This is a genomic window from Streptomyces sp. NPDC040589 (assembly GCF_055594445.1).
Map to the genome: position 1 here is coordinate 277,412 of NZ_JBVIWP010000008.1, position 21,950 is coordinate 299,361.

Here is a 21,950-nt window from a genome sequence, read left to right on the forward strand (position 1 = left end):
GCCCGCTCGCCTAGCGTGACCGCATGCAGCCGAAGATATCGAGCCTCGCCGACCGCCCGGACATGCTGGAGCGGGTGGCCGGAATGGCGGACAGCTGGCCGGAGTTCGTGATCCAGGACCTCGTGGGCGCCTCTCACTTCCCCCGGATCGCCGCCGAACTCCCCGAGTACGTCCTGTTCGCCGAGGACGAGCAGGGCGAGGTCGTGGCGAGCGCCTACAGCGTGCCCTTCGCTCTCGGCGCCGAGGGCCGCGGCGAACTGCCCGCGGGCGGCTGGGACACGGTCCTCGTATGGGCCTTCTCCGACCTGCGCCGGGGTGTCCGCCCCGACACCGTCAGCGCGATCTCGGTCTCCGTCGCCCCGCACGCCCAGGGCCGAGGCCTGTCCGCGGTGATGCTCTCGGCCCTGCGCGACAACGCCCGGGCCCGCGGCTTCCGCGAGGTCGTCGCCCCGGTCCGCCCCAACGCCAAGCACCTGGAACCGCACACCCCGATCGAGGAGTACGCCCACCGCGTACGCCCCGACGGCCTGCCCCAGGACCCCTGGCTGCGCGTCCACGCCCGGGCCGGCGCCACCATCGACTCCGTGGCACCCACCTCCATGACGGTGGCCGCCTCACTGGCGCACTGGCGCCGCTGGACGGGACTGCCCTTCGACACGGAGGGCGACATCGAACTGCCCGGCGGCCTGGTGCCGGTGCGCTGCGAGCCCGCGCGCGGCTACGCGGTGTACGTCGAGCCCAACGTGTGGATGCGGCACGCCTTGTGAGCGCCGACCAGGAGGTGTGACGGCGCGAAGTGATCAGCACGACAACGGTTCGGTACAACCCGTGACGGGTTGTCCGTGTCGGGCTATACGCTCGGACTCCCATCCGGGCTCTGTCACTCGCACATCCGTCCCCGTCGGCTACACCGGTCCAGGAGCAGTCATGTACGGCCACGGCGCGGCGCCGCCTCCCCGCAGCGCGGCAACGGTCATCTCCCTGCGCGTGCTGTTCGCCGCGGCCGGATTCCTCACGTGCGGCGTGCTGGCCTGCGTACCGCTGTTCCGGGTCGCCGTCCTGCGCGGACGGGGCCTCGACTGGGTGCTGGCCTGGGTGAGTCTGCCCCTGTCCATCGCGTGCTTCGCGGTGATCGGCGTACTGCCGGAGGGCGACTACCGGACCGACATCGCGCTGGCCGTGATGCTGCTGCTCGGCCTGGGCGCCTCCATCTGGTTCCTGATCGTGGACATCGGTCACCACAGCGAGCCGCGGCAGTTCACCGGCTACCCGTCGCCCCACGCCCAGACGGCGGCGCACACCCCGTACGGCTATCCGCACCCCGCCGCGCCGCCCTACGCCCCGACCTCCACTCCGATTCCGCAGCGGCCGCCGCACACACCCGTCGCCGGCGACGCCCCGCATCCCGGGCCGGTACCGCCGTCGCCGCAGCGCCCCGCCCCCGCCCGCATCGACCAGGTACGCGCCGAACTCGACGAACTCAGCGACTACCTGCGCCGGCACGAGGGCGAAGGCCACCGGGACGGCACCCCCGAGGGCGGCAGGTGAGCGCGGCGGCAGGACGTGTCGTCGCCGGCCGCTACGAGCTGTCCACGCTCCTCGGCCAGGGCGGCATGGGACAGGTCTGGACGGCCTACGACCAGCGGCTCGACCGGCGCGTGGCGGTGAAGCTGCTGCGCCCCGACAAGGTGGCCGGGCAGGACGCGGAGGAACTGCGCCGCCGCTTCGTGCGCGAGTGCCGGGTGACCGCGCAGGTCGACCACCCGGGCCTGGTCACGGTGCACGACGCGGGCAGTGAGGGCGAGGAGCTGTTCCTCGTCATGCAGTACATCGACGGCGCCGACCTCGCCGGCCATCTCGCCGAGCGCGACCCGTACCCCTGGCAGTGGGCGGTGGCGGTCGCCGCGCAACTGTGCGCCGTGCTCAGCGCCGTGCACGCCGTGCCGATCGTCCACCGCGACCTCAAGCCACGCAACGTGATGGTGAAGCAGGACGGCACGGTCACCGTCCTCGACCTGGGCATCGCCTCCGTCATGGACACGGACACCACCCGCCTCACCCACACCGGCACCCCCATAGGATCGCCCGCCTACATGGCCCCCGAGCAGGCGATGGGCGGCGCGGTCGGCCCGTACACCGACCTCTACGCACTCGGCGTGGTCCTGCACGAACTGCTCAGCGGCGACGTCCCCTTCTCCGGCTCCACCGCCCTCGGCGTACTGCACCGGCACCTCTACGAGCCCCCGCTGCCGGTGCGCCGCATCCGCCCCGAGGTCCCCGAGGCCCTGGAGGCCCTCGTCCTGCGCCTCCTCGCCAAGGACCCGCAGCACCGGCCGGCCTCCGCGCAGGAGGTGTACGAGCATCTGGAGCTGCTCCTGCCCGCGCGCGGGACGCCCACCGGAGCGCCTCTCGACCCCACCCGCCCGTTCCTGCGCCCGCACGCCCCCTGGCCCGACCGAGCGCGCACCCCGGCGCCCCAGCCCGCGCCCGCCACGCCCGTCACCGAGACGCCGGGCAACACGGACATCGCCCGCGCCGTCGACGAGGTCAAACGGCTCCTCGGCGAGGGCCGCATCACCCAGGCCGTCGACATCCTCGGCGCGACCCTGCCCGCCGCCGCCGAACAGCACGGCGAGCACTCCCCGGTCGTACGCACCCTGCGCAAGCAGTACGCGGCCACGCTCCTGGACGACGGCCAGTACCGGCGTGCCCTGCCCGAGCTGCGCCGCCTCGCCGACGAACGCGCCGCCGAGGCCGGGCAGGCCGACCCGCAGTCCCTGCGCTTCCGCTACGAGGCCGCCCAGTGCCTGGAGCAGCTGGGCGAACCGGCCGCCGCGCTCGCCGAGTACCGGGCGGTGCTGCCCTACTACGAGAACCAGTACGTCGCCGCCGGCGGTCCCGAACTGGCGCACGACGTCCGCCGCCGCATCGGCCATCTCCTGCTCGCCCTCGGCGACCGCGGCGCCGCCCACGACACCCTCGCCCGGCTGCTGCACGACGTGGAGCGCACGCATGGCCCCGGCCACCCGCTGGGCGCGGAGATCCGCCGGACCCTGCAGTGGCTGGGGCAGGTCCGCGGCTAGAGCCCGGCTCGGGGGCGGCGCGGCGGTGCCGGAAGTCCTGGTGAATCGTTGGTCGAATGGGTTGGCCAGAGCCTGCTCACTGCCTAACATCGATCACCGCAAGACCTTGTGCGCCCGCCCGTCGCCCGACCACCACCCCTGGTGGAGGCGCTACGCGCCGCACCTGTTGTTGCAATCTCCTCGGGAGGTCCTCTTGCACCGCCGCCGTCGCACCGCGCTCGTCCTCACCGCCGCGATCGCCGCCGCGGCGCCCCTCCTCACCGCCTGCGGAAACGAGGCGCATCCCGGCGCCGCGGCCGTGGTCGGCGGGCAGCGGATCACCGTCTCCCAGCTGGAGGAGCGGGTCGGCGAGGTACGCGCGGCCCAGCGGGCGACCGTGCGGAACGACGCCCAGTACCAGCAGGCCATCGCCCGGACCGGCACCCTCACCCGCGACACCCTGCACACCATGGTCCTCGACCGGGTGCTGCACCGCGCCGCCGAGGACGCCGGTGTGACCGTCACCCGCAGGGAGATCCAGGAGATGCGGTCCGGCCTGGAGGAGCAGGCAGGCGGCGCCAAGGCGCTGGAGGCGACCTGGCTCCAGCAGTACGGCATCCCGCCGGAGCGCCTGGAAGAGAACCTCCGCCTCCAGCTCGAGGCCCAGAAGCTCGCCGAGGAACTCAACACCGACACCAGCCGTCCCGAGTTCTGGAAGGCCCTGTCAGAGGCCTCCAAGGACCTGGACGTCGACCTCAACCCGCGATACGGCGCCTGGGACGTCCAGAAGAGCAGTCGCGCCGACGCGAAGACGCCGTGGGTGCGGGACGTGACGGCGGCCCAGACGCAGCAGGGCATGTAGGCCCGCCCCTCCGCGGGGCCTGTGGACAACTCAGGCGCCGCGGGACCTGCGGCCTGTGGATAACTTCGAGGGCTGTCGGCGGCGTGGGATAGCTTCGAATCGTGAACGCCAACAGCTCCGAAGCCACCCCGCGACCCGAGCAGGCCGCCCCCGGCACGCACGCCGCCCCCGGCCGCATCGTCCTGCTCACCACCAGCCACCGCGTCGCCCCCGGCCTGCTCTCCTGGCCCGCCTGGCAGGCACTGCACGCGGCCGACCAGGTGCTGTGCGCGGACGGCACCCACCCGCAGCTGCCCTATCTGCGCGAGGCGGGGATAGCCGTCGACGAGGCGTCCCCGGCCGCCCAGGAACTGATCGACACCTGCGCCGGGGGCCGCACGGTGGTCGTCGTGGCGACGGGCGAGGGCGAGCCGGCCCTGACGGACGGCCTGGCGCGCCTGGCCGGCACCGGCCGCGTCGACATGCCCGAGCTGGAGCTGCTCCCCGCCTCCTACGACCTGCCGGGCGCCCGCCTCCTCGACCTCGTCCAGGTCATGGACCGCATCCGCGCCGAGTGCCCCTGGTCGTCCCGCCAGACCCACAAGGGCCTGGCGAAGTACGGCATCGAGGAGGCGTACGAACTCGTCGAGGCGATCGAGGAGGGCGACCGCGACGAGCTGCGCGAGGAACTCGGTGACGTTCTCCTCCAGGTCGTCTTCCACGCCCGCATCGCCGAGGAAGGCCGCCCGGAAGACGGGGAGACCCCCTTCTCCATCGACGACGTCGCCGGCGGCATCGTCGCCAAGCTGATCCACCGCCACCCGCACGTCTTCGGCGACGAGACGGCCACCACCCCCGAGGAGGTCAAGGAGCACTGGCTGCGCACCAAGGCGGTCGAGAAGCAGCGCACCTCCGTCACCGAGGGCATCCCCCTGGGCCAGCCCGGCCTGGCCCTCGCCGCGAAGCTTGCCTCCCGGGCCCGCACAGCGAACCTGGACATACCGCTCCCACCCGTCGAAGGCATCGGCTACGACCTCCTGGCCCTGGCGGTCCGCGCCGAGTCGGAGGGCGTGGACCCGGAGGCGGCCCTGAGAGCGGCGGCCCGTGCCTACCGGGACGCGATCAGGGAGACCGAGGGCTGAGACCGGGGCCTGAGACCGGGGCCTGAGACCGACGGTCGTGACACGGTGCCCGGCGGGGTCAGTCCTGCCAGTCCAGTTGCGCTTCGGGGATCCCGAGGGACCGGCCGTGCTCCCGTGCCTGCAGACGCCCCTCCGCCTGACCGCGCGGATAGCGGAAGACCCGGCCGGCGAAGACCACGAACGCTTCCCCGGCCGTGTTGTAGTTGACGTACCAGCCCCCGGAGTCGTCCAGGCAGGCGGCGAGCCTTTCGGCCAGCCGCTCCGCGTCGGCCTCTTCAGCCGCGAAGTCCAGCAGGGTCCACAGTGGCGGCTGCCCGGCCGCCGCTCCCTCCACCTCCACCCTGGTGATCTTCGTGACACGCAGTGGGACGCCGGACAGTTCGGCCCCGGCCCGCAGGCTCTCCGCGATCAACACACCTTCAAGCATCCGGCCCTCCCTGATCCCGAAGCGGTCAGAGTAGCGATGGCCTCTGACAGTGGCGGCCGGTGCCCTCCGGAGCCGCTGCGTAGGGTCATGGCATGCAACATGAAGTGCCCGGGGTGCCCGAACTGTTCTCGTGGGAGTTCGCCACCGACCCCTACCCCGCCTACGCCTGGCTCCGCGAGCACGCCCCCGTGCACCGGACCAAGCTGCCCAGCGGCGTGGAGGCCTGGCTGGTCACGCGGTACGCCGATGCCAAGCAGACCCTCGCCGACAACCGGCTCTCCAAGAACCCGGCGCATCACCACGAGCCCGCGCACGCCAAGGGCAAGACGGGTATCCCCGGTGAGCGCAAGGCCGAGTTGATGACGCATCTGCTCAACATCGATCCGCCGGACCACACCCGGCTGCGGCGGCTCGTGTCCAAGGCGTTCACGCCCCGCCGGGTGGCCGAGTTCGAGCAGCGGGTGCAGGAGCTCACCGACGGCCTCATCGACGGGTTCGCGGAGCAGGGGTCCGCCGACCTGATCCACGAGTTCGCCTTCCCGCTTCCCATCTACGCCATCTGCGACCTGCTCGGCGTCCCCCGCGAGGACCAGGACGACTTCCGGGACTGGGCGGGCATGATGATCCGTCACCAGGGCGGGCCCCGGGGCGGCGTGGCGCGGTCCGTGAAGAAGATGCGCGGCTACCTCGCCGACCTCATCCACCGCAAGCGAGAGGCGCTCCCCGCCGAACCCACCCCCGGCGAGGACCTCATCTCCGGTCTCATCCGCGCCTCCGACCACGGCGAGCACCTCACCGAGAACGAGGCCGCCGCCATGGCCTTCATCCTGCTGTTCGCCGGTTTCGAGACAACCGTGAACCTGATCGGCAACGGCACCTACGCCCTGCTCACCCACCCCGAGCAGCGCACCCGGCTCCAGGCCTCCCTCGCCGCCGGGGAGAGAGGCCTCCTGGAGACCGGCGTCGAGGAACTCCTGCGCTTCGACGGCCCCGTCGAGCTCGCCACCTGGCGCTTCGCCACGCAGCAGCTCACCATCGGCGGGCAGCGCATCGAGGCCGGCGACCCGGTCCTCGTCGTCCTGGCCGCCGCGGACCGGGACCCGGAGCGGTTCGCCGATCCGGACGTGCTCGACCTCGCCCGCCGCGACAACCAGCACCTCGGATACGGCCACGGCATCCACTACTGCCTCGGCGCCCCGCTGGCCCGCCTGGAGGGCCAGACCGCCCTCGCCACGCTCCTCACCCGCCTCCCGGACCTGAGGCTCGCGGCCGACCCGGCCGAGCTGAGATGGCGCGGCGGCCTGATCATGCGCGGGCTGCGCACGCTGCCGGTGGAGTTCACGCCCGCCCGGGGATGACACGCCGTCAGGCTTGTGATCTTCACGTGATCTACGCGGCATTAACTTGTGACAAGTGATCGTCTGCCTATACGTTCACCCATCATCGGCGCGGCCTGGGAAATCCACTCCGCCGCGCCGGTCACTGCTGTCTCGCGAAAGGTCTCCGTATGCTCTCCGGGAACGGTCGGCACCGTCGCCCCCGCCAGGCTCCGGCTCTCCTCGTCGCGGCCGGAGTGACCGGCTCCGCCATCGCGATCCCGCTCCTCGGGGCCTCCGGCGCCAGCGCGGCCGACGCCACGACCTGGGACCGGGTCGCGGACTGCGAGACCGGCGGCGCCTGGAGCCAGAACAGCGGGAACGGCTACTTCGGCGGCCTGCAGTTGTCGCAGGAGGACTGGGAGAACCACGGCGGCCTCGACTACGCCCCGAGCGCCGACCTGGCCAGCCGTTCCCAGCAGATAGCCGTGGCCGAGAGAATCCTCGCCGACCAGGGAGTCGGCGCCTGGCGCACCTGCGGACTGCTCTCCGGCCTCGAGCAGGACAAGAACTCGTCCGACTCGGACGGTTCATCCGACTCGTCTGATTCATCGGATTCGCCCGGATTGCTCGACTCTCTCGGGTCGTCCCCTTCGTCCGACTCGCCGCCTTCTGGCGAGTCGTCGGCCTCGAAGGATGAATCCACCAAGTCCGACAAGTCGCCCGACATCGAGGAGTCCGCCTCGCAGGAGCCCGGCAGCTCCCCCTCGGCGACGCCCGAGCGTGACAAGTCCGGCAACTCGCGGCAGGGCGACGAATCTTCGGCGCCCACCGAGGCCGGCACCGGGACCGACACCGGTTCCGGCCGTCACCGCGGCCCCAGTGCCGACGAGACCCAGGCGCCCGAGAACGGCCGTACGGACGAGTCCACGGGGCGTCACGCCTCGCGCGACGACCGCGGCGACGAGGGCTCCGACGACACGTCCGAGGGTGCCTACATCGTGGGTATCGGCGACAGTCTCTGGTCCATCGCCGACTCCCTTGACATCAGCGGCGGATGGCACGAGCTCTATGACGGCAACAAGAAGGCCGTCGGCGCCGACCCGAACCTCATTCGCCCCGGTGAGAAGCTCACGGTAGAGGGCGAAGCGGACGGGAAGTAGCTGTTCGGGCAGTGCGGAAACGGGGGTGGAAGTCGCCCCGAAGCCGGGCGAGTTCGCGTCATGTTTCGCGGCGAATGTCCCGTTTGGGCTCCGTGAGAGATAGATCTCAGAAGCCCTGATCGTCTTTGAAATTCGGCGGATCGCGTGGCTACGGTCGGGACCGCTCGTCACCACGAGCCCCGGCTGCCGCAACGCCGAATCCTGCCAGCGGCCGTACGGGAACAGTCGTCGCGTCAAGCGCCGTAGGCAGGAGCGGGGGACCCAAGGTAGGTGCCCGACCGGCCAGTTGCGCCGGAAGGGCTTGGGGTGAAGCCGTGTCCCGGGAGGGATGCGGCCGGGCAACTCAACCGGCCCGAACCCGACAGCTCACCTCGCAGGCGTCGGTGAGGGGATCCTTCCATGCTGTTTTCCAGCAAGGGCAAGCACCGTCGTCCGTCCAAGGCCAGCCGTGCCATCGCCGTCGCCGGTGTCACCGGCGCCGCTGTCGCCGCCCCGCTGATGGCGGCCGGCGGCGCTTCCGCCGCCACCGCCTCCGAGTGGGACGCCGTCGCGCAGTGCGAGGCCGGCGGCAACTGGTCCATCAACACCGGCAACGGCTACTACGGCGGTCTGCAGTTCTCCGCCTCCACCTGGTCCGGCTACGGCGGCACCAAGTACGCCGCCACCGCCGACCAGGCCACCAAGGAGCAGCAGATCGAGATCGGCGAGAAGGTCCTCGCGGGTCAGGGCAAGGGTGCCTGGCCGGTCTGCGGCAAGGGCCTGTCGAGCGCCGGCTACAGCGGCGGCGGCTCCTCCTCGAACGACTCCGGCAGCTCCTCGCAGCAGAGCACCGAGTCCCGCGAGACCCAGCAGCAGCCGGCCTCCCGCTCCGACGAGCGCCCGGCCGCCAAGAAGACCGTCACCACCCCGACCGGCAAGAAGGTCAAGAAGGGCGACGGCGAGTACAAGGTGGCCAAGGGCGACACCCTGAGCTCGATCGCGGCGGACGAGAAGGTCGAGGGCGGCTGGGAGAAGCTGTTCCAGCTGAACAAGGACATCGTCGAGGACGCCAACCTCATCTACCCGGGCCAGCAGCTGCACCTGAAGTAGGCAGCGGCCCCTCCCCGTCCCCACGGGCTCCCCGCCCCGGTGCGTGTTCCCCCGTACGCGCCGGGGCGGGGTTTTTTCTGCCGGTCTTTGCGTTCCGGCTTTGTTCCGTTCGGAAACAATTTACTCTCGGTTCTGTCCATGGGGTGGGCGACCCGGTGGCCGATCGGCCGGAGCCGGTTAGGCTCATGTCGCGAGCCACCACGGCCCGCACCTCGCCGGGTCCACGCGACCCGCGAACCCGCGTCACATCAAGAAGGAGATGCTCGTGCCGTCCATCGACGTCGTCGTAGCCCGGGAAATCCTGGACTCCCGAGGCAACCCCACGGTCGAGGTCGAGGTCGGCCTCGACGACGGCAGCACCGGTCGTGCCGCCGTTCCGTCCGGCGCCTCCACGGGCGCCTTCGAGGCCATCGAGCTGCGTGACGGCGACTCGAACCGCTACCTCGGCAAGGGTGTGGAGAAGGCCGTCCTCGCGGTCATCGAGCAGATCGGCCCGGAGCTCGTCGGCTACGACGCCACCGAGCAGCGCCTGATCGACCAGGCGATGTTCGACCTGGACGCCACCGACAACAAGGGCTCCCTCGGCGCCAACGCCATCCTCGGCGTCTCCCTCGCCGTCGCCCACGCCGCCTCCGAGGCCAGCGACCTGCCGCTGTTCCGCTACCTGGGCGGCCCGAACGCGCACCTGCTGCCGGTGCCGATGATGAACATCCTGAACGGCGGCTCGCACGCCGACTCCAACGTGGACATCCAGGAGTTCATGATCGCGCCGATCGGCGCGGAGTCCTTCTCCGAGGCGCTGCGCTGGGGCGCCGAGGTCTACCACACGCTGAAGAAGGTCCTGAAGAGCAAGGGCCTGGCCACCGGCCTCGGCGACGAGGGCGGCTTCGCCCCGAACCTCGGCTCCAACCGCGAGGCCCTCGACCTCATCCTCGAGGCGATCAAGGAGGCCGGCTACACCCCCGGCGAGCAGATCGCCCTCGCCCTCGACGTGGCCGCGTCCGAGTTCTACAAGGACGGCGCCTACACCTTCGAGGGCAAGACCCGCTCCGCCGCCGAGATGACCGAGTACTACGCCGAGCTCGTCGACGCGTACCCGCTCGTCTCCATCGAGGACCCGCTGTTCGAGGACGACTGGGACGGCTGGAAGACCATCACCGAGAAGCTCGGTGACAAGGTCCAGCTGGTCGGCGACGACCTGTTCGTCACCAACCCCGAGCGCCTCGCCCGCGGCATCGACGAGAACGCCGCCAACGCCCTGCTGGTCAAGGTCAACCAGATCGGCTCGCTGACCGAGACCCTGGACGCCGTCGAGCTGGCCCAGCGCAGCGGCTTCAAGTGCATGATGTCCCACCGCTCCGGCGAGACCGAGGACGTCACCATCGCCGACCTGGCCGTCGCCACCAACTGCGGCCAGATCAAGACCGGCGCCCCGGCCCGCTCCGAGCGCGTCGCCAAGTACAACCAGCTCCTGCGCATCGAGGAGATCCTCGACGACGCGGCGGTCTACGCCGGCCGCAGCGCCTTCCCGCGCTTCAAGGGCTGACCCGGGCTGACCCGTTAAGGGTCAACCCTGAGCCAGTCGTACGTACGTCCCCGTACTCGGTCCCGTACCGTGTCCGGGGACGTACGCGCGTTGGACGGTGGAGCGGGAGAGCGGGGAGACATGGCCGTGAAGGACCGGGACCGTTTCTCCACCGCGACCAGGATCCGGCTGCTCGGTGAGCAGACCGCGGCCCGGGTCTACCGTTCCCAGACCCGGCGCCAGGCCCGCCGCTCCCGGCTGACCGGCCGGGCCGCGCTGCTCGCCCTGGTGATGTGCACGCTGATCGTGGCGCTCGCCTACCCGATGCGGGAGTACGTCTCCCAGCGTGCCGAGATCGACGACCTCCAGCGCGAACAGCAGCAGGCCCGACAGCGCGTCGAAAGGCTGCGCGACCAGAAGGCGCGCTGGCAGGACGACGCGTACGCGGAACAGCAGATCCGGCAGCGGTTGCACTACGTCATGCCGGGGGAGACGGGATTCATCGTCGTCGACCCGCACGCGGCGCGGCAGTCGCACGCCGTGCTCGGGACGGCCGACCGCCCCTGGTACGCCAACGTGTGGGACGGCGTCGACAAGTCCGACGCCTCCGACCGGTGACCCGAGGACCAGCCGGTCATCCGACTCACGTATTCGACTCAAGTATCTGACTCAAAGAAAGACAGCCTGAAGACAGCCATGGAAACGCCCCCGCCGACCACCCCGCGCACCGAGCCCACCGACGCGGACGTCGAGGCCTTCAAGCAGCAGCTCGGTCGGCCCCCGCGCGGTCTGCGCGCGATCGCGCACCGGTGCCCGTGCGGGCACCCGGACGTCGTCGAGACGGCACCGCGGCTGCCGGACGGCACGCCGTTCCCCACGCTGTACTACCTGACGTGCCCGCGCGCCGCCTCGGCGATCGGCACGCTGGAGGCGAACGGCGTGATGAAGGAGATGACCGAGCGGCTGGCCTCGGACCCCGAGCTGGCGGAGGCCTACCGGGCGGCGCACGAGGACTACGTCAGGCGCCGGGACGAGATCGAGGAACTGAGGAACTTCCCCAGCGCGGGCGGCATGCCGGACCGGGTGAAGTGCCTGCACGTGCTGGTGGCGCACTCGCTGGCCGCGGGGCCCGGCGTGAACCCGCTCGGCGACGAGGCCATCGAGATGCTGCCGGAGTGGTGGCGCAAGGGCCCGTGCGTGACGAACGCCGAGGAGGCCGCCCAGTGACCCGTGTCGCCGCCGTGGACTGCGGTACGAACTCCATCCGGCTCCTGGTCGCCGACGCCGACCCGGCCACCGGTGAGCTGGTCGACCTGGACCGCCGTATGACGATCGTGCGGCTCGGGCAGGGCGTCGACCGCACCGGCCGGCTCGCCCCCGAGGCGCTGCAGCGGACCTTCGCGGCGTGCCGCGAGTACGCGGGGATCATCAAGGAGCACGGGGCGGAGCGGCTGCGGTTCGTGGCGACCTCCGCGTCCCGGGACGCCGAGAACCGCGACGAGTTCGTGCGCGGCGTGCTGGACATCCTGGGCGTCGAGCCCGAGGTGATCTCCGGGGACCAGGAGGCCGAGTTCTCCTTCACCGGCGCCACCAAGGAACTCGCCGGGGGAGACCACCTCCCCGAGCCCTACCTCGTCGTGGACATCGGCGGCGGCTCGACCGAGTTCGTGGTCGGCGACGACCATGTCCGGGCGGCCCGCTCGGTGGACATCGGCTGCGTCCGGATGACCGAACGTCACCTGGTCCGGGACGGCGTGGTGAGCGACCCGCCGTCCGAGGAGCAGATCGCGGCGATGCGGGCGGACATCGAGGCCGCCCTCGACCTCGCCGAGGAGACGGTCCCGCTGCGCGAGGCCCGCACGCTGGTGGGCCTGGCCGGGTCCGTGACGACCGTGTCGGCGATCGCCCAGGAGCTGCCCGAGTACGACTCGGCCGCCATCCACCACTCCCGCGTCTCCCACGACCGGGTCCGCGAGATCACCGAGTGGCTGCTGCGCTCCACCCACGCCGAGCGCGCGGCCGTGCCCTCCATGCACCCGGGCCGGGTCGACGTGATCGCGGCGGGGGCCCTCGTGCTGCTGTCGATCATGGAGCGGATCGGCGCCGAGGAGGTCGTGGTGAGCGAGCACGACATCCTCGACGGCATCGCGTGGTCGGTCGCGTAGGCCGCTTCTGAGCAGGCATGGATCACGTTTGAGCGCGTCCGGGGGGCTCCGGTGAACCCCCCGGCGGCAGCTCATCGGAAAAGTTCGTGAAGTTCTTCACAAGGAATTCGGCCCGCGAGAGCGACAAGAGGGGTCCGGTTGACCCATCCGGGGCCCCAAGATGCCTTTGAACATGTTCAGAAGCATGATATGGAGGTGCCGGGGAAGGGGCCCGGAGCGGGACTCCGGGGTGGCCTCACGGAGGCCCTTTCCGCCCAGAGAGGCAGCTCACGCGGCATTGACAACGGTCCGGGGTGCACAAAGGAGCCCGGTTGTCACCATGACATGGATCACGCGAGTCGCGGAGGATAACACACACCCTGCCCGAGCTTGTGAAGGGGCGCACGAGCCACCCCCCTGAGCCGGGTGGATACTCGATGGCATGAGCACCACGGAGCGTCCCAGGATCCTCGTAGTAGGCGGTGGGTACGTAGGCCTGTACGCAGCTCGGCGCATCCAGAAGAAGATGCGCTACGGAGAGGCGACCGTCACGGTCGTCGACCCCCGGTCGTACATGACCTACCAGCCCTTCCTCCCCGAAGCCGCCGCCGGCAACATCTCCCCGCGCCACGTCGTCGTCCCGCTGCGACGCGTGCTGCCCAAGGCGGAGGTTCTCACCGGCCGGGTCACCACCATCGACCAGGACCGCAAGGTCGCCACGGTCTCCCCGCTGGTCGGCGAGGCCTACGAGCTGCCCTTCGACTACCTGGTGATCGCGCTCGGCGCGGTCTCCCGCACCTTCCCGATCCCCGGCCTCGCCGAGCAGGGCATCGGCATGAAGGGCGTCGAGGAGGCCATCGGCCTGCGCAACCACGTCCTCGAGCAGCTGGACAAGGCCGACTCCACCACCGACGAGGAGATCCGCCGCAAGGCGCTCACCTTCGTCTTCGTGGGCGGCGGTTTCGCCGGTGCGGAGACCATCGGCGAGGTCGAGGACATGGCCCGCGACGCGGCGAAGTACTACAAGAACGTGTCCCGTGAGGACATGCGCTTCATCCTGGTCGACGCCGCCGACAAGATCCTCCCCGAGGTCGGTCCCAAGCTCGGCAAGTACGGCAAGGAGCACCTCGAGGGCCGCGGCGTCGAGGTCTACCTGTCCACCTCCATGGACTCCTGCGTCGACGGCCACGTCGTGCTGAAGAACGGCCTCGAGGTCGACTCCAGCACCATCGTCTGGACCGCGGGCGTCAAGCCCAACCCGGCCCTGTCCCGCTACGGCCTGCCCCTCGGCCCCCGCGGCCACGTCGACTGCGAGCCGACGCTCCAGGTCAAGGGCACCGACTACATCTGGGCCGCCGGCGACAACGCGCAGGTCCCGGACCTCGTCGGCCGCAAGGCCGGCAACGAGAACGCCTGGTGCCCGCCGAACGCCCAGCACGCGCTGCGCCAGGCCCGGGTCCTCGGCGACAACGTGGTCTCCGGCATGCGGGGCTTCCCGCAGAAGGACTACGCCCACGCCAACAAGGGCGCGGTGGCCGGTCTCGGCCTCCACAAGGGCGTCGCGATGATCGTCATGGGCAAGATGAAGATCAAGCTCAAGGGCCGTCTCGCCTGGTACATGCACCGTGGCTACCACGGTCTGGCGATGCCGACCTGGAACCGCAAGATCCGCGTCTTCGCCGACTGGACCCTGGCGATGTTCCTCAAGCGCGAGGTCGTCTCCCTCGGAGCGATGGAGACGCCGCGCGAGGAGTTCTACGAGGCCGCCAAGCCGGCCCCGGTCGCCGCCGCGCCGAAGGAGAAGACCGAGGAGAAGGCCAAGGCCTCCTGACCCTCACCCGGTCACCCGCCTGACGAAGGACCTCCCGCCATCCGTGGTGCGGGAGGTCCTTCGGCGTTGTACGGACCTCACCCGCCGGGTGGGCGAAGTGGCGGTTTTGCTCAGACATGACGCGTGCCGGGGACTGCGGTGAGGCCCCGCAGGTGTTTACGTGGTGTCGGACATTCCGGGATTCCCCGTCACGGAGGTGTACACCATGGCAGACGCCGCGCAGCGGCTGCAGGGCCTCTTCACACAGTTGCTGGGAGCACCGCCCCCGGTGCGCGTCCGCGCCTGGGACGGTTCGCAGGCGGGCCCGCCGGGCGCGCCCACCCTGGTCGTACGCAACCGCCGCGCCCTGCGCCGCCTGCTGTGGAAGCCGGGCGAACTGGGTCTGGCCCGCGCCTGGGTGGCGGGCGACCTGGACATCGAGGGCGACCTCTACGCCGCCCTCGACCTGCTCGCCGGAGACATCTGGGAGCGCGGCGAGGACGCCCGCACCCTCGCCCAGGCCCTGCGCGACCCCGAGGTCCGCTCCGCGGTCCGCGGACTCGTCAGGCTCGCTGGGACCCCGCTGCCGCCCGCCCCGCCCCCCGAGGAGGCCCGCAGCCCCCGCCGCCACCTGCACACCAAGCGCAGCGACAGACGCGCCATCAGCCACCACTACGACGTCGGCAACGACTTCTACGAGATCGTCCTCGGCCCGTCCATGGTGTACTCCTGCGCCTATTGGGACAGCCCGGACGGCCCGGACAGCACCCTCGAACAGGCCCAGCACGACAAGCTCGAACTCGTCTGCCGCAAGCTCGGCCTGAGCCCCGGTCAGCGGCTGCTCGACGTCGGCTGCGGCTGGGGCTCCATGGCCATCCACGCCGCCCGCGAGCACGGCGTGAGGGTCGTCGGCGTCACGCTCTCGCAGGAGCAGGCCGCCTACGCCCGCAAGCGCGTCGCCGAGGAGGGCCTCACCGACCGGATCGAGATCCGCGTACAGGACTACCGCGACGTCCGCGACGGGCCGTACGACGCGATCTCCTCCATCGGCATGGCCGAACACGTCGGCGCCGACCGGTACCTGGAGTACGCCGACGGCCTGTACGACCTGCTCAAGCCCGGCGGACGGCTCCTGAACCACCAGATCGCCCGCCGCCCGCAGCGGGACGAGACGACGTACGAGGTCGACGCGTTCATCGACTCCTATGTCTTCCCCGGCGGTGAACTCCAGCCCGTCGGCGTCACCGTCACCCAGCTGGAGCGTGTCGGGTTCGAGGTGCGCGACGTCGAGTCGATCCGCGAGCACTACGCCCTCACGCTGCGCCGGTGGGTCACCCGCCTGGAGGCCGACTGGAAGCGTGCCGTCCAGCTCACCGGCCCCGGCCGGGCCCGCGTCTGGCGCCTGTACATGGCCGCCTGCGCGGTCGCCTTCGAGCGCAACCGCATCGGCGTCAACCAGGTCCTGGCCGTGCGGGCCCCCGAATCAGGGGAGTCGGGCATGCCGCTGCGCGCCCGTACCTGGAACTGACACGGCGAAGGCCTCCTGTCCCACCGGTCTTGCGTGGGTGGGACAGGGGGCCTTCACCGTCTCGCTACCGGGTTTCATTGGCAGTGCTCCGGCCTTCAGGTCGGGGGTGAAGCGGATCTGGTGGTCGCGGTGCGGAGCGTCGCGGCGTCGTTCCGGCGGAGCCGGACGCTGTGGTGGCGGCGTGAGGTGAGGCAGTCAGGGTGATGATTCGTCCGCATGTTCTCTCTGGTGACACCTGTGCGACGTTCCTAGTGTGATCGTCATGCAGCTCAGGTACGCCTTCAGGTTGTACCCGGACACCGGCCAGCAGAGGGCGTTGGCGAGGGCGTTCGGGTGCGCTCGTGTCGTGTTCAACGACGTTCCTCAGCATGCTGGAGTACAAAGCGACCCGCTACGGCCGCACCCTGGTCAAGATCGGCCGGTTCGAGCCGACCTCCCAGACCTGCTCCACCTGCGGCGTCAAGGACGGGCCCAAAGCCCTGAACGTGCGGGAGTGGACCTGTAGAGCCTGCGGCACCGTCCACGACCGGGACACCAACGCCGCGATCAACGTGAAGACGGCCGCCGGACTGGCGGTATCGGCCTGCGGAGCGCCGGTAAGACCGGGAGCAGTCCCGGCACAGCGTGAAGAAACAGGAAGCCACGGATTCCCGACCGGGCCCCGTGCCGCCTAGCGGCACAGCACCCGGTCGAGAAGGCCAGAATCCTCGCCCTTCAGGGCGAGGAGCATGTCAATCCGCCTTGATCGCTTCCAGCATGTTCAGCCGGGCCGCCCGTCGCGCCGGCCACAGCGCCGCGAGGACACCCACCGTCGCGGCCAGCAGGAGGAAGACACCCATCCGCGCCCAGGGCAGGACCAGCGCGTAGGTCGGCATCTTCGAGGCCAGCAGCTCACCGGCCGCCCAGCCGAAGAACACGCCCAGGCCGATGCCCAGCACCCCGCCGAACAGCGAGATCACCAGGGACTCCATACGGACCATCCGCTTGATGCCCTTGCGGTCCAGGCCGATCGCCCGGAGCATGCCGATCTCCTGGGAGCGTTCGAAGACCGACATGGCCAGGGTGTTGATGACCCCGAGGACCGCCACGATCACGGCCATGGCGAGCAGTCCGTAGAGCATGTTCAGCATCAGCGTGAACATCTGCGCGATCTCGTTGGAGATGTCCTTCTTGTCCTGGACCTTGATCGCCGGGTTGTTGTCGAGGGCCTTCTCCAGCTTGTCCTGCGCCGCGGCGGACGGGCCGCCGGAGGTCTTCACCATGACCTTCATGACGTACGGGTCGGACGTGTGCGGCGCGAGCGTCGACTGGTCGAGCAGGATGCCGCTGAGGTACTCGTTGCTCTCGTAGGTCCCGGCGACGGTGAGCCGCTGCTTCTTGCCGTCCTCGAAGGCGACGCTGAAGCTCGAACCGGCCTTCCAGTGGTTGGACTCGGCGGTCGTGCTGTCCACGACGACCTGGGAGCCGCCGACCTCGAACGAGCCGTCGTCGACCTTGGGACCGGCCAGCTCGCCGATCGCGGCGCCGTTGACGCCGGTCAGGTACTCGTCGGTCTTGCCGTCGACACGGGCGACGGCGTTGGTCATCGAGCTGGTGGCGGTGACGCCGTCGGTCTGCTTCAGCTTCTTCTCGACGTCCGGGGACAGCGGGTTGCCGTTCGCCATGGACACCACGTAGTCCGCCTTGATCGCGGACGCCGCCATCTTGTCGATGGCCTGCTGGAGGCTGCCCGCCGTCACCGTCATACCGGTGATCAGGGTCAGGCCGATCATCAGCGCGGAGGCGGTGGCGGCCGTACGGCGCGGGTTGCGCACCGAGTTCTGCCGGGCCAGCTTGCCGGAGACGCCGAAGGCGCGCAGCACCGGCGCCGCCGCGGCGATCAGCGGCCGGGACAGCAGCGGGGTCAGGATGAACACGCCGATGATCAGCAGCACCGCGCCGAGGCCCATGGGCATCTGGCCGTCCGAGCCGTCCATGGTCGTGGCCACCAGGACCACCGCGATGCCCGCGGCCGAGAACAGGGTGCCCAGCGTGTTGCGCAGCACCAGCGACTTGGTCGTGGCCGTGGCGTGGACGCTGCTCATGGCCGCGACCGGCGGGATCTTCGCGGCCCGGCGGCCCGGCAGCCACGCCGCCAGCATGGTCACCAGGATGCCGACGGCGAACGCGGCGGCGATCGTGGCCGGCTTGATGACCAGCGGGCCGTCGGGCACGGTCGCGCCGAACGAACCCATCAGGGAGCGCATTCCGGCCCCGATGCCGATGCCCGCGACCAGTCCGGTCACGGCGGCGACCGCCCCGACCACGAACGCCTCGATCAGCACCGAACGCGTCACCTGCCGGCGTGAGGCACCGACCGCCCGCATCAGCGCCAGCTCCTTGGTGCGCTGGGCGACCAGCATGGTGAAGGTGTTGGCGATGATGAACGTGCCGACGAACAGGGCGATGCCGGCGAAGACCAGCAGAGCCGTCTGCATGCCGCTCATCGACCGGGAGATGGTCTCCGCCTGGTCGTCGGCGAGCTGCTTGCCGGTGGTGGTCTGGACGGTGCCCTCGGGCAGCGCCTTGTCCAGCTCCGCCTTGAGCGCGGTCTGCGAGACGCCCGGCTTCGCCGTGACGTTGATCTGGTCGTAGACGCCCGCCTTGCCGAACTGCTTCTGCGCGGTCGCCGTGTCGAACAGGGTCAGGCTGCCGCCGGCCGCGACATTGCCGTCGTCGGTGGTGAAGATGCCGGCGATCTTCGGGGTCAGGACCGGACCGTCGACCGACATGCGTACGGTGTCGCCGACCTCGTACCCGGCGCGCTTGGCCGTCTCGGAGTCGATGAGGATCTCGCCCGCGCCCTTGGGCGCGTGCCCGCTCGCCAGCGGGTAACGGGGGTCCTTGTCCCCCCAGTAGTTGCCGCCCTGCGACTGGAAGCCCTGGCCGATCAGCTTGCCGTCCTTGTCGGCGATGGCGGTGAAGCCCTGCACGACCCCGATGGCGGACGCGGCACCGGAAACCCGCTCGCTCTTGTCGAGCACGGCCCGGTCCAGGTCGTGGACCTTGCCGACCCGGTCGCCCTCGGATTCCTGGTAGTCCGAGGTCACGGCGACGTCGACCCGGTCGAAGCCCTTGGCGGAGCTCTTCTGGAAGGCGTCGGAGATGGTGTTGGTGAAGACCAGGGTCCCCGACACGAAGGCCACGCCGAGCATCACGGCGAGGACGGTCATCAGGAGCCGGGCCTTGTGCGCGAGCACGTTGCGCAAGGCGGTACGGAACATGGGTTCTTCTTCTCAGTCCTGTCGGTCCTGACGGGGGATCAGCTGGTGCGGCCCTTGGCGTCGAACGCCTTCATGCGGTCGAGCACCGAGTCGGCCGTGGGCCCGTGCATCTCGTCCACGATCCGGCCGTCCGCGAGGAAGACGACCCGGTCCGCGTAGGCCGCGGCCACCGGGTCGTGAGTCACCATCACCACCGTCTGGCCCAGCTCCCGCACGGAGTTGCGCAGGAAGCCCAGCACCTCGGCGCCGGAGCGCGAGTCGAGGTTTCCGGTGGGCTCGTCACCGAAGATGATCTCGGGCTGGGAGGCCAGCGCCCGCGCCACGGCGACGCGCTGCTGCTGACCGCCCGACAGCTGCGAGGGCCGGTGGCCCAGCCGGTCCGCCAGGCCGACCATCCGGATGACGGAGTCCAGCCACTGCTTGTCCGGCTTGCGGCCCGCGATGTCCATCGGGAGGGTGATGTTCTCCAGGGCCGTCAGGGTCGGCAGCAGATTGAACGCCTGGAAGATGAAGCCGATTTTGTCCCGGCGCAGCTTGGTCAGCTGCTTGTCCTTCAGGGAGCCGAGCTCGGTGTCGCCGATGCGCACCGACCCGGAGGAGAAGGAGTCGAGACCGGCCACACAGTGCATCAGGGTCGACTTGCCGGAGCCGGAGGGGCCCATGATCGCGGTGAACTCGGCCTGCCGGAAGTCGGCGGAGACCCGGTCCAGGGCGACCACCTGGGTCTCACCCTGCCCATAGATCTTCGAGAGATCCGTGGCGCGCGCGGCCACGGTGGTGGCCCGGTCGGCGAGGGAAGCGGTGGTCACGGGATGGCACTCCTGTCGGACGGTGGTGCGGTCAGGGGGATGTGATCCATCGTCCGGGTCCCCGGCCGCCGTGTAGTCACCCGTAGTTCCCGTTCCGAGGGCCGACTTCGGTCTGACCGCGAGGGGGAGTGTCATACCTGGGGATGACGAACGTCCCTGAGTGGCCCCGGTGTCGGGAACCTGAGAGGTCCGGATGTCGAGAACAGGTGGAGTGCCCTCGTTCGGGCGGTGAAATTCCGTCATTCCGTATGCGGCGCCCACCGCCGCACGCAAGGCTATTGGCAAGTGCGGATGGCGCGTTCCGGGTGCTGATGCACCCTCAGACGTCAATAAAATAAGACAACATCGGTCCGTGCTTCCGCTGTTCGGGGGATCCGTCCCGATAGTCTCGGAACCTCGACGCGGAGCCCATGGCCTGCCCGGATGGTGGAATGCAGACACGGCGAGCTTAAACCTCGCTGCCCCTTCGCGGGCGTGCCGGTTCGAGTCCGGCTCCGGGCACCTTCCGACTCCTGCATGGTTCATTGAAGACTTCACGGCACGCCCGTTGACAGCGGGCGCATGCCGTCGGAAACTCACATCCGACAGTAGTGAAAGAATTTTCACCACGCGAACAAGCCTTCGCGAACCTGAGAGAGAAGGTGCCCGATGCGCACCACCGTCGGCATCATCGGAGCCGGCCCCGCCGGCCTCCTCCTCGCCCGGCTGCTCCACAACGCGGGCATCGACTCCGTCGTCCTGGAGAGCCGCGACCGTGCCTACGTCGAACGGCGGCAGCGGGCCGGGATCCTGGAGCAGGGCACGGCCGACGTACTGCGCGCGGCCGGCACGGGGGAGCGCATGGACCGCGAGGGCCTGCGCCACGACGGCATCGAACTGCGCTTCGACCGCCGACGGCACCGTGTCGACTTCCCCGCCCTCACCGGTGGCCGGTCCGTGATGGTCTACGCCCAGACCGAGGTCTGCAAGGACCTCATCGCCCTCCAGCTCCAGGAGGGCGGCCCGCTGCTGTTCGAGGCGGAGGCGCTGGCCGTGGAGGGCGCCGGCACCGACGCCCCGCGCGTCCGCTTCCGGCACGAGGGCCGCGAGGACGTCCTTGAGTGCGAGTACGTCGTCGGCTGCGACGGCTTCTGGGGCGTGGCCCGCCAGGCGATCCCGGCCGAACTGACCCAGGTCTTCGAACGGACGTACCCCTTCGGCTGGCTCGGCATCCTCGCCGACGTACCGCCCTCGCACGACGAGCTCGTCTACGCCCGCCACGACCGCGGCTTCGCCCTGCTCTCCCTGCGCTCGCCGTCCGTCTCCCGCCTCTACCTCCAGGTGCCCGACGGCACCGACGCCGAGGCGTGGAGCGACGAGGAGATCTGGGACGAGCTGGAGCGCCGCTTCGAGACCGCCGACGACTGGACTCTGGAGCGCGGCCCCATCACCCAGAAGTCCGTCACCCCGATGCGCTCCTACGTCCACGAGCCCATGCGCCACGGCCGCCTCTTCCTCGCGGGTGACGCAGCGCACATCGTGCCGCCGACCGGCGCCAAGGGGCTGAATCTCGCCGTCGGCGACGTCGTGACGTTCGCGCGGGCCCTGACGCACCGGAAGGAGACCGGTTCGGCGGAACTGCTGGACACCTATTCGCAGACCTGTCTGCGCCGGATCTGGCAGGCCGAGCGGTTCTCCTACGACATGACGACCCTGCTGCACCGCGCCCCCGGCGCGACCGGCTTCGAGGACCGGCTCCAGCTCGCCCGGCTGGAGCGCATCGCCTCCAGCCGCGCCGCCGAGACCGACCTGGCGGAGGGGTACACGGGGTTTCCGCTCGGCGTGTGACGAG

The 21,950-nt window shown here is 70.5% G+C and carries 18 protein-coding genes, 1 tRNA gene, 2 pseudogenes and 1 riboswitch; of the genes and pseudogenes, 18 read left to right on the plus strand and 3 right to left on the minus strand.

Annotated features, from left to right (window positions below):
• The first annotated feature begins 23 nt into the window (after positions 1-23).
• The 5 genes from ACZ58V_RS31320 (at position 24) to ACZ58V_RS31340 (ending at position 5,045) form a co-directional block, all read left to right on the plus strand.
• Positions 24-767, plus strand: coding sequence for a GNAT family N-acetyltransferase (locus ACZ58V_RS31320; RefSeq protein ID WP_471294186.1), 744 nt, complete (start codon positions 24-26; stop codon positions 765-767).
• 160 nt (positions 768-927) lie between these two features.
• On the plus strand, positions 928-1,548 hold the full coding sequence (locus ACZ58V_RS31325) for a hypothetical protein (RefSeq protein ID WP_468197691.1): 621 nt from the start codon (positions 928-930) through the stop codon (positions 1,546-1,548).
• A gap of 38 nt (positions 1,549-1,586) precedes the next feature.
• Positions 1,587-3,083 (plus strand): protein kinase domain-containing protein, encoded by a 1,497-nt coding sequence (locus tag ACZ58V_RS31330; protein ID WP_468197951.1) that lies wholly within the window; start codon positions 1,587-1,589, stop codon positions 3,081-3,083.
• 193 nt (positions 3,084-3,276) lie between these two features.
• Entirely contained in the window at positions 3,277-3,924 is a 648-nt protein-coding gene (locus ACZ58V_RS31335) for a SurA N-terminal domain-containing protein (RefSeq protein ID WP_468197689.1), read from the plus strand.
• 101 nt (positions 3,925-4,025) lie between these two features.
• Positions 4,026-5,045, plus strand: a complete 1,020-nt coding sequence (locus ACZ58V_RS31340; protein WP_471294189.1) for a nucleoside triphosphate pyrophosphohydrolase — start codon at positions 4,026-4,028, stop codon at positions 5,043-5,045.
• 58 nt (positions 5,046-5,103) lie between these two features.
• Here the strand turns inward: ACZ58V_RS31340 and ACZ58V_RS31345 are convergent, their stop codons facing one another.
• Positions 5,104-5,472 carry a hypothetical protein gene (locus ACZ58V_RS31345; RefSeq protein WP_471294192.1) on the minus strand — a complete coding sequence of 123 codons (369 nt, stop codon included), beginning with the start codon at positions 5,470-5,472 and terminating at the stop codon, positions 5,104-5,106.
• Between the two features lie 92 nt (positions 5,473-5,564).
• Between ACZ58V_RS31345 and ACZ58V_RS31350 the strand changes: the two genes are divergently transcribed.
• The 11 genes and pseudogenes from ACZ58V_RS31350 to ACZ58V_RS31400 all read left to right on the plus strand — a co-directional run.
• A complete protein-coding gene (locus tag ACZ58V_RS31350; protein WP_468197681.1) occupies positions 5,565-6,830 on the plus strand; it encodes a cytochrome P450 family protein in 1,266 nt (421 codons plus the stop codon).
• A gap of 149 nt (positions 6,831-6,979) precedes the next feature.
• On the plus strand, positions 6,980-7,951 hold the full coding sequence (locus tag ACZ58V_RS31355; RefSeq protein WP_471294194.1) for a transglycosylase family protein: 972 nt from the start codon (positions 6,980-6,982) through the stop codon (positions 7,949-7,951).
• Positions 7,952-8,179: 228 nt separating this feature from the next.
• Positions 8,180-8,346, plus strand: a riboswitch (cyclic di-AMP (ydaO/yuaA leader).
• A gap of 4 nt (positions 8,347-8,350) precedes the next feature.
• Positions 8,351-9,040, plus strand: a complete 690-nt coding sequence (locus ACZ58V_RS31360; RefSeq protein WP_468197677.1) for a transglycosylase family protein — start codon at positions 8,351-8,353, stop codon at positions 9,038-9,040.
• 265 nt (positions 9,041-9,305) lie between these two features.
• Positions 9,306-10,586, plus strand: coding sequence for a phosphopyruvate hydratase (eno, locus tag ACZ58V_RS31365; RefSeq protein WP_468197674.1), 1,281 nt, complete (start codon positions 9,306-9,308; stop codon positions 10,584-10,586).
• Between the two features lie 120 nt (positions 10,587-10,706).
• Positions 10,707-11,183 (plus strand): FtsB family cell division protein, encoded by a 477-nt coding sequence (locus ACZ58V_RS31370; RefSeq protein WP_376390706.1) that lies wholly within the window; start codon positions 10,707-10,709, stop codon positions 11,181-11,183.
• Positions 11,184-11,261: 78 nt separating this feature from the next.
• Entirely contained in the window at positions 11,262-11,792 is a 531-nt protein-coding gene (locus ACZ58V_RS31375; RefSeq protein ID WP_468197672.1) for a DUF501 domain-containing protein, read from the plus strand.
• On the plus strand, positions 11,789-12,730 hold the full coding sequence (locus tag ACZ58V_RS31380) for a Ppx/GppA phosphatase family protein (RefSeq protein WP_468197670.1): 942 nt from the start codon (positions 11,789-11,791) through the stop codon (positions 12,728-12,730). Before ACZ58V_RS31375 ends, ACZ58V_RS31380 begins: the two co-directional genes overlap by 4 nt.
• Before the next feature lie 421 nt (positions 12,731-13,151).
• A complete protein-coding gene (locus ACZ58V_RS31385) occupies positions 13,152-14,540 on the plus strand; it encodes an NAD(P)/FAD-dependent oxidoreductase (protein ID WP_184598197.1) in 1,389 nt (462 codons plus the stop codon).
• Between the two features lie 205 nt (positions 14,541-14,745).
• On the plus strand, positions 14,746-16,047 hold the full coding sequence (locus ACZ58V_RS31390) for a class I SAM-dependent methyltransferase (protein WP_468197667.1): 1,302 nt from the start codon (positions 14,746-14,748) through the stop codon (positions 16,045-16,047).
• Between the two features lie 262 nt (positions 16,048-16,309).
• Positions 16,310-16,360: pseudogene (locus tag ACZ58V_RS31395) on the plus strand (helix-turn-helix domain-containing protein); the annotation flags it as partial.
• 40 nt (positions 16,361-16,400) lie between these two features.
• Positions 16,401-16,721, plus strand: a pseudogene (locus ACZ58V_RS31400) (zinc ribbon domain-containing protein); the annotation flags it as partial.
• A 57-nt stretch (positions 16,722-16,778) separates the two neighbouring features.
• Here ACZ58V_RS31400 and ACZ58V_RS31405 read toward each other — a convergent pair.
• Both ACZ58V_RS31405 and ACZ58V_RS31410 read right to left on the minus strand, forming a co-directional pair.
• The gene (locus ACZ58V_RS31405; protein WP_471294200.1) at positions 16,779-19,310 is read right to left on the minus strand and encodes an ABC transporter permease; all 2,532 of its coding nucleotides are present in this window, start codon (positions 19,308-19,310) and stop codon (positions 16,779-16,781) included.
• 38 nt (positions 19,311-19,348) lie between these two features.
• The gene (locus ACZ58V_RS31410; protein WP_471294202.1) at positions 19,349-20,119 is read right to left on the minus strand and encodes an ABC transporter ATP-binding protein; all 771 of its coding nucleotides are present in this window, start codon (positions 20,117-20,119) and stop codon (positions 19,349-19,351) included.
• Between the two features lie 417 nt (positions 20,120-20,536).
• Here ACZ58V_RS31410 and ACZ58V_RS31415 point away from each other — a divergent pair.
• Positions 20,537-20,620: transfer RNA gene (locus ACZ58V_RS31415), tRNA-Leu, on the plus strand.
• 147 nt (positions 20,621-20,767) lie between these two features.
• The gene (locus ACZ58V_RS31420) at positions 20,768-21,946 is read left to right on the plus strand and encodes a 4-hydroxybenzoate 3-monooxygenase (RefSeq protein WP_471294204.1); all 1,179 of its coding nucleotides are present in this window, start codon (positions 20,768-20,770) and stop codon (positions 21,944-21,946) included.
• Positions 21,947-21,950: the final 4 nt, after the last annotated feature.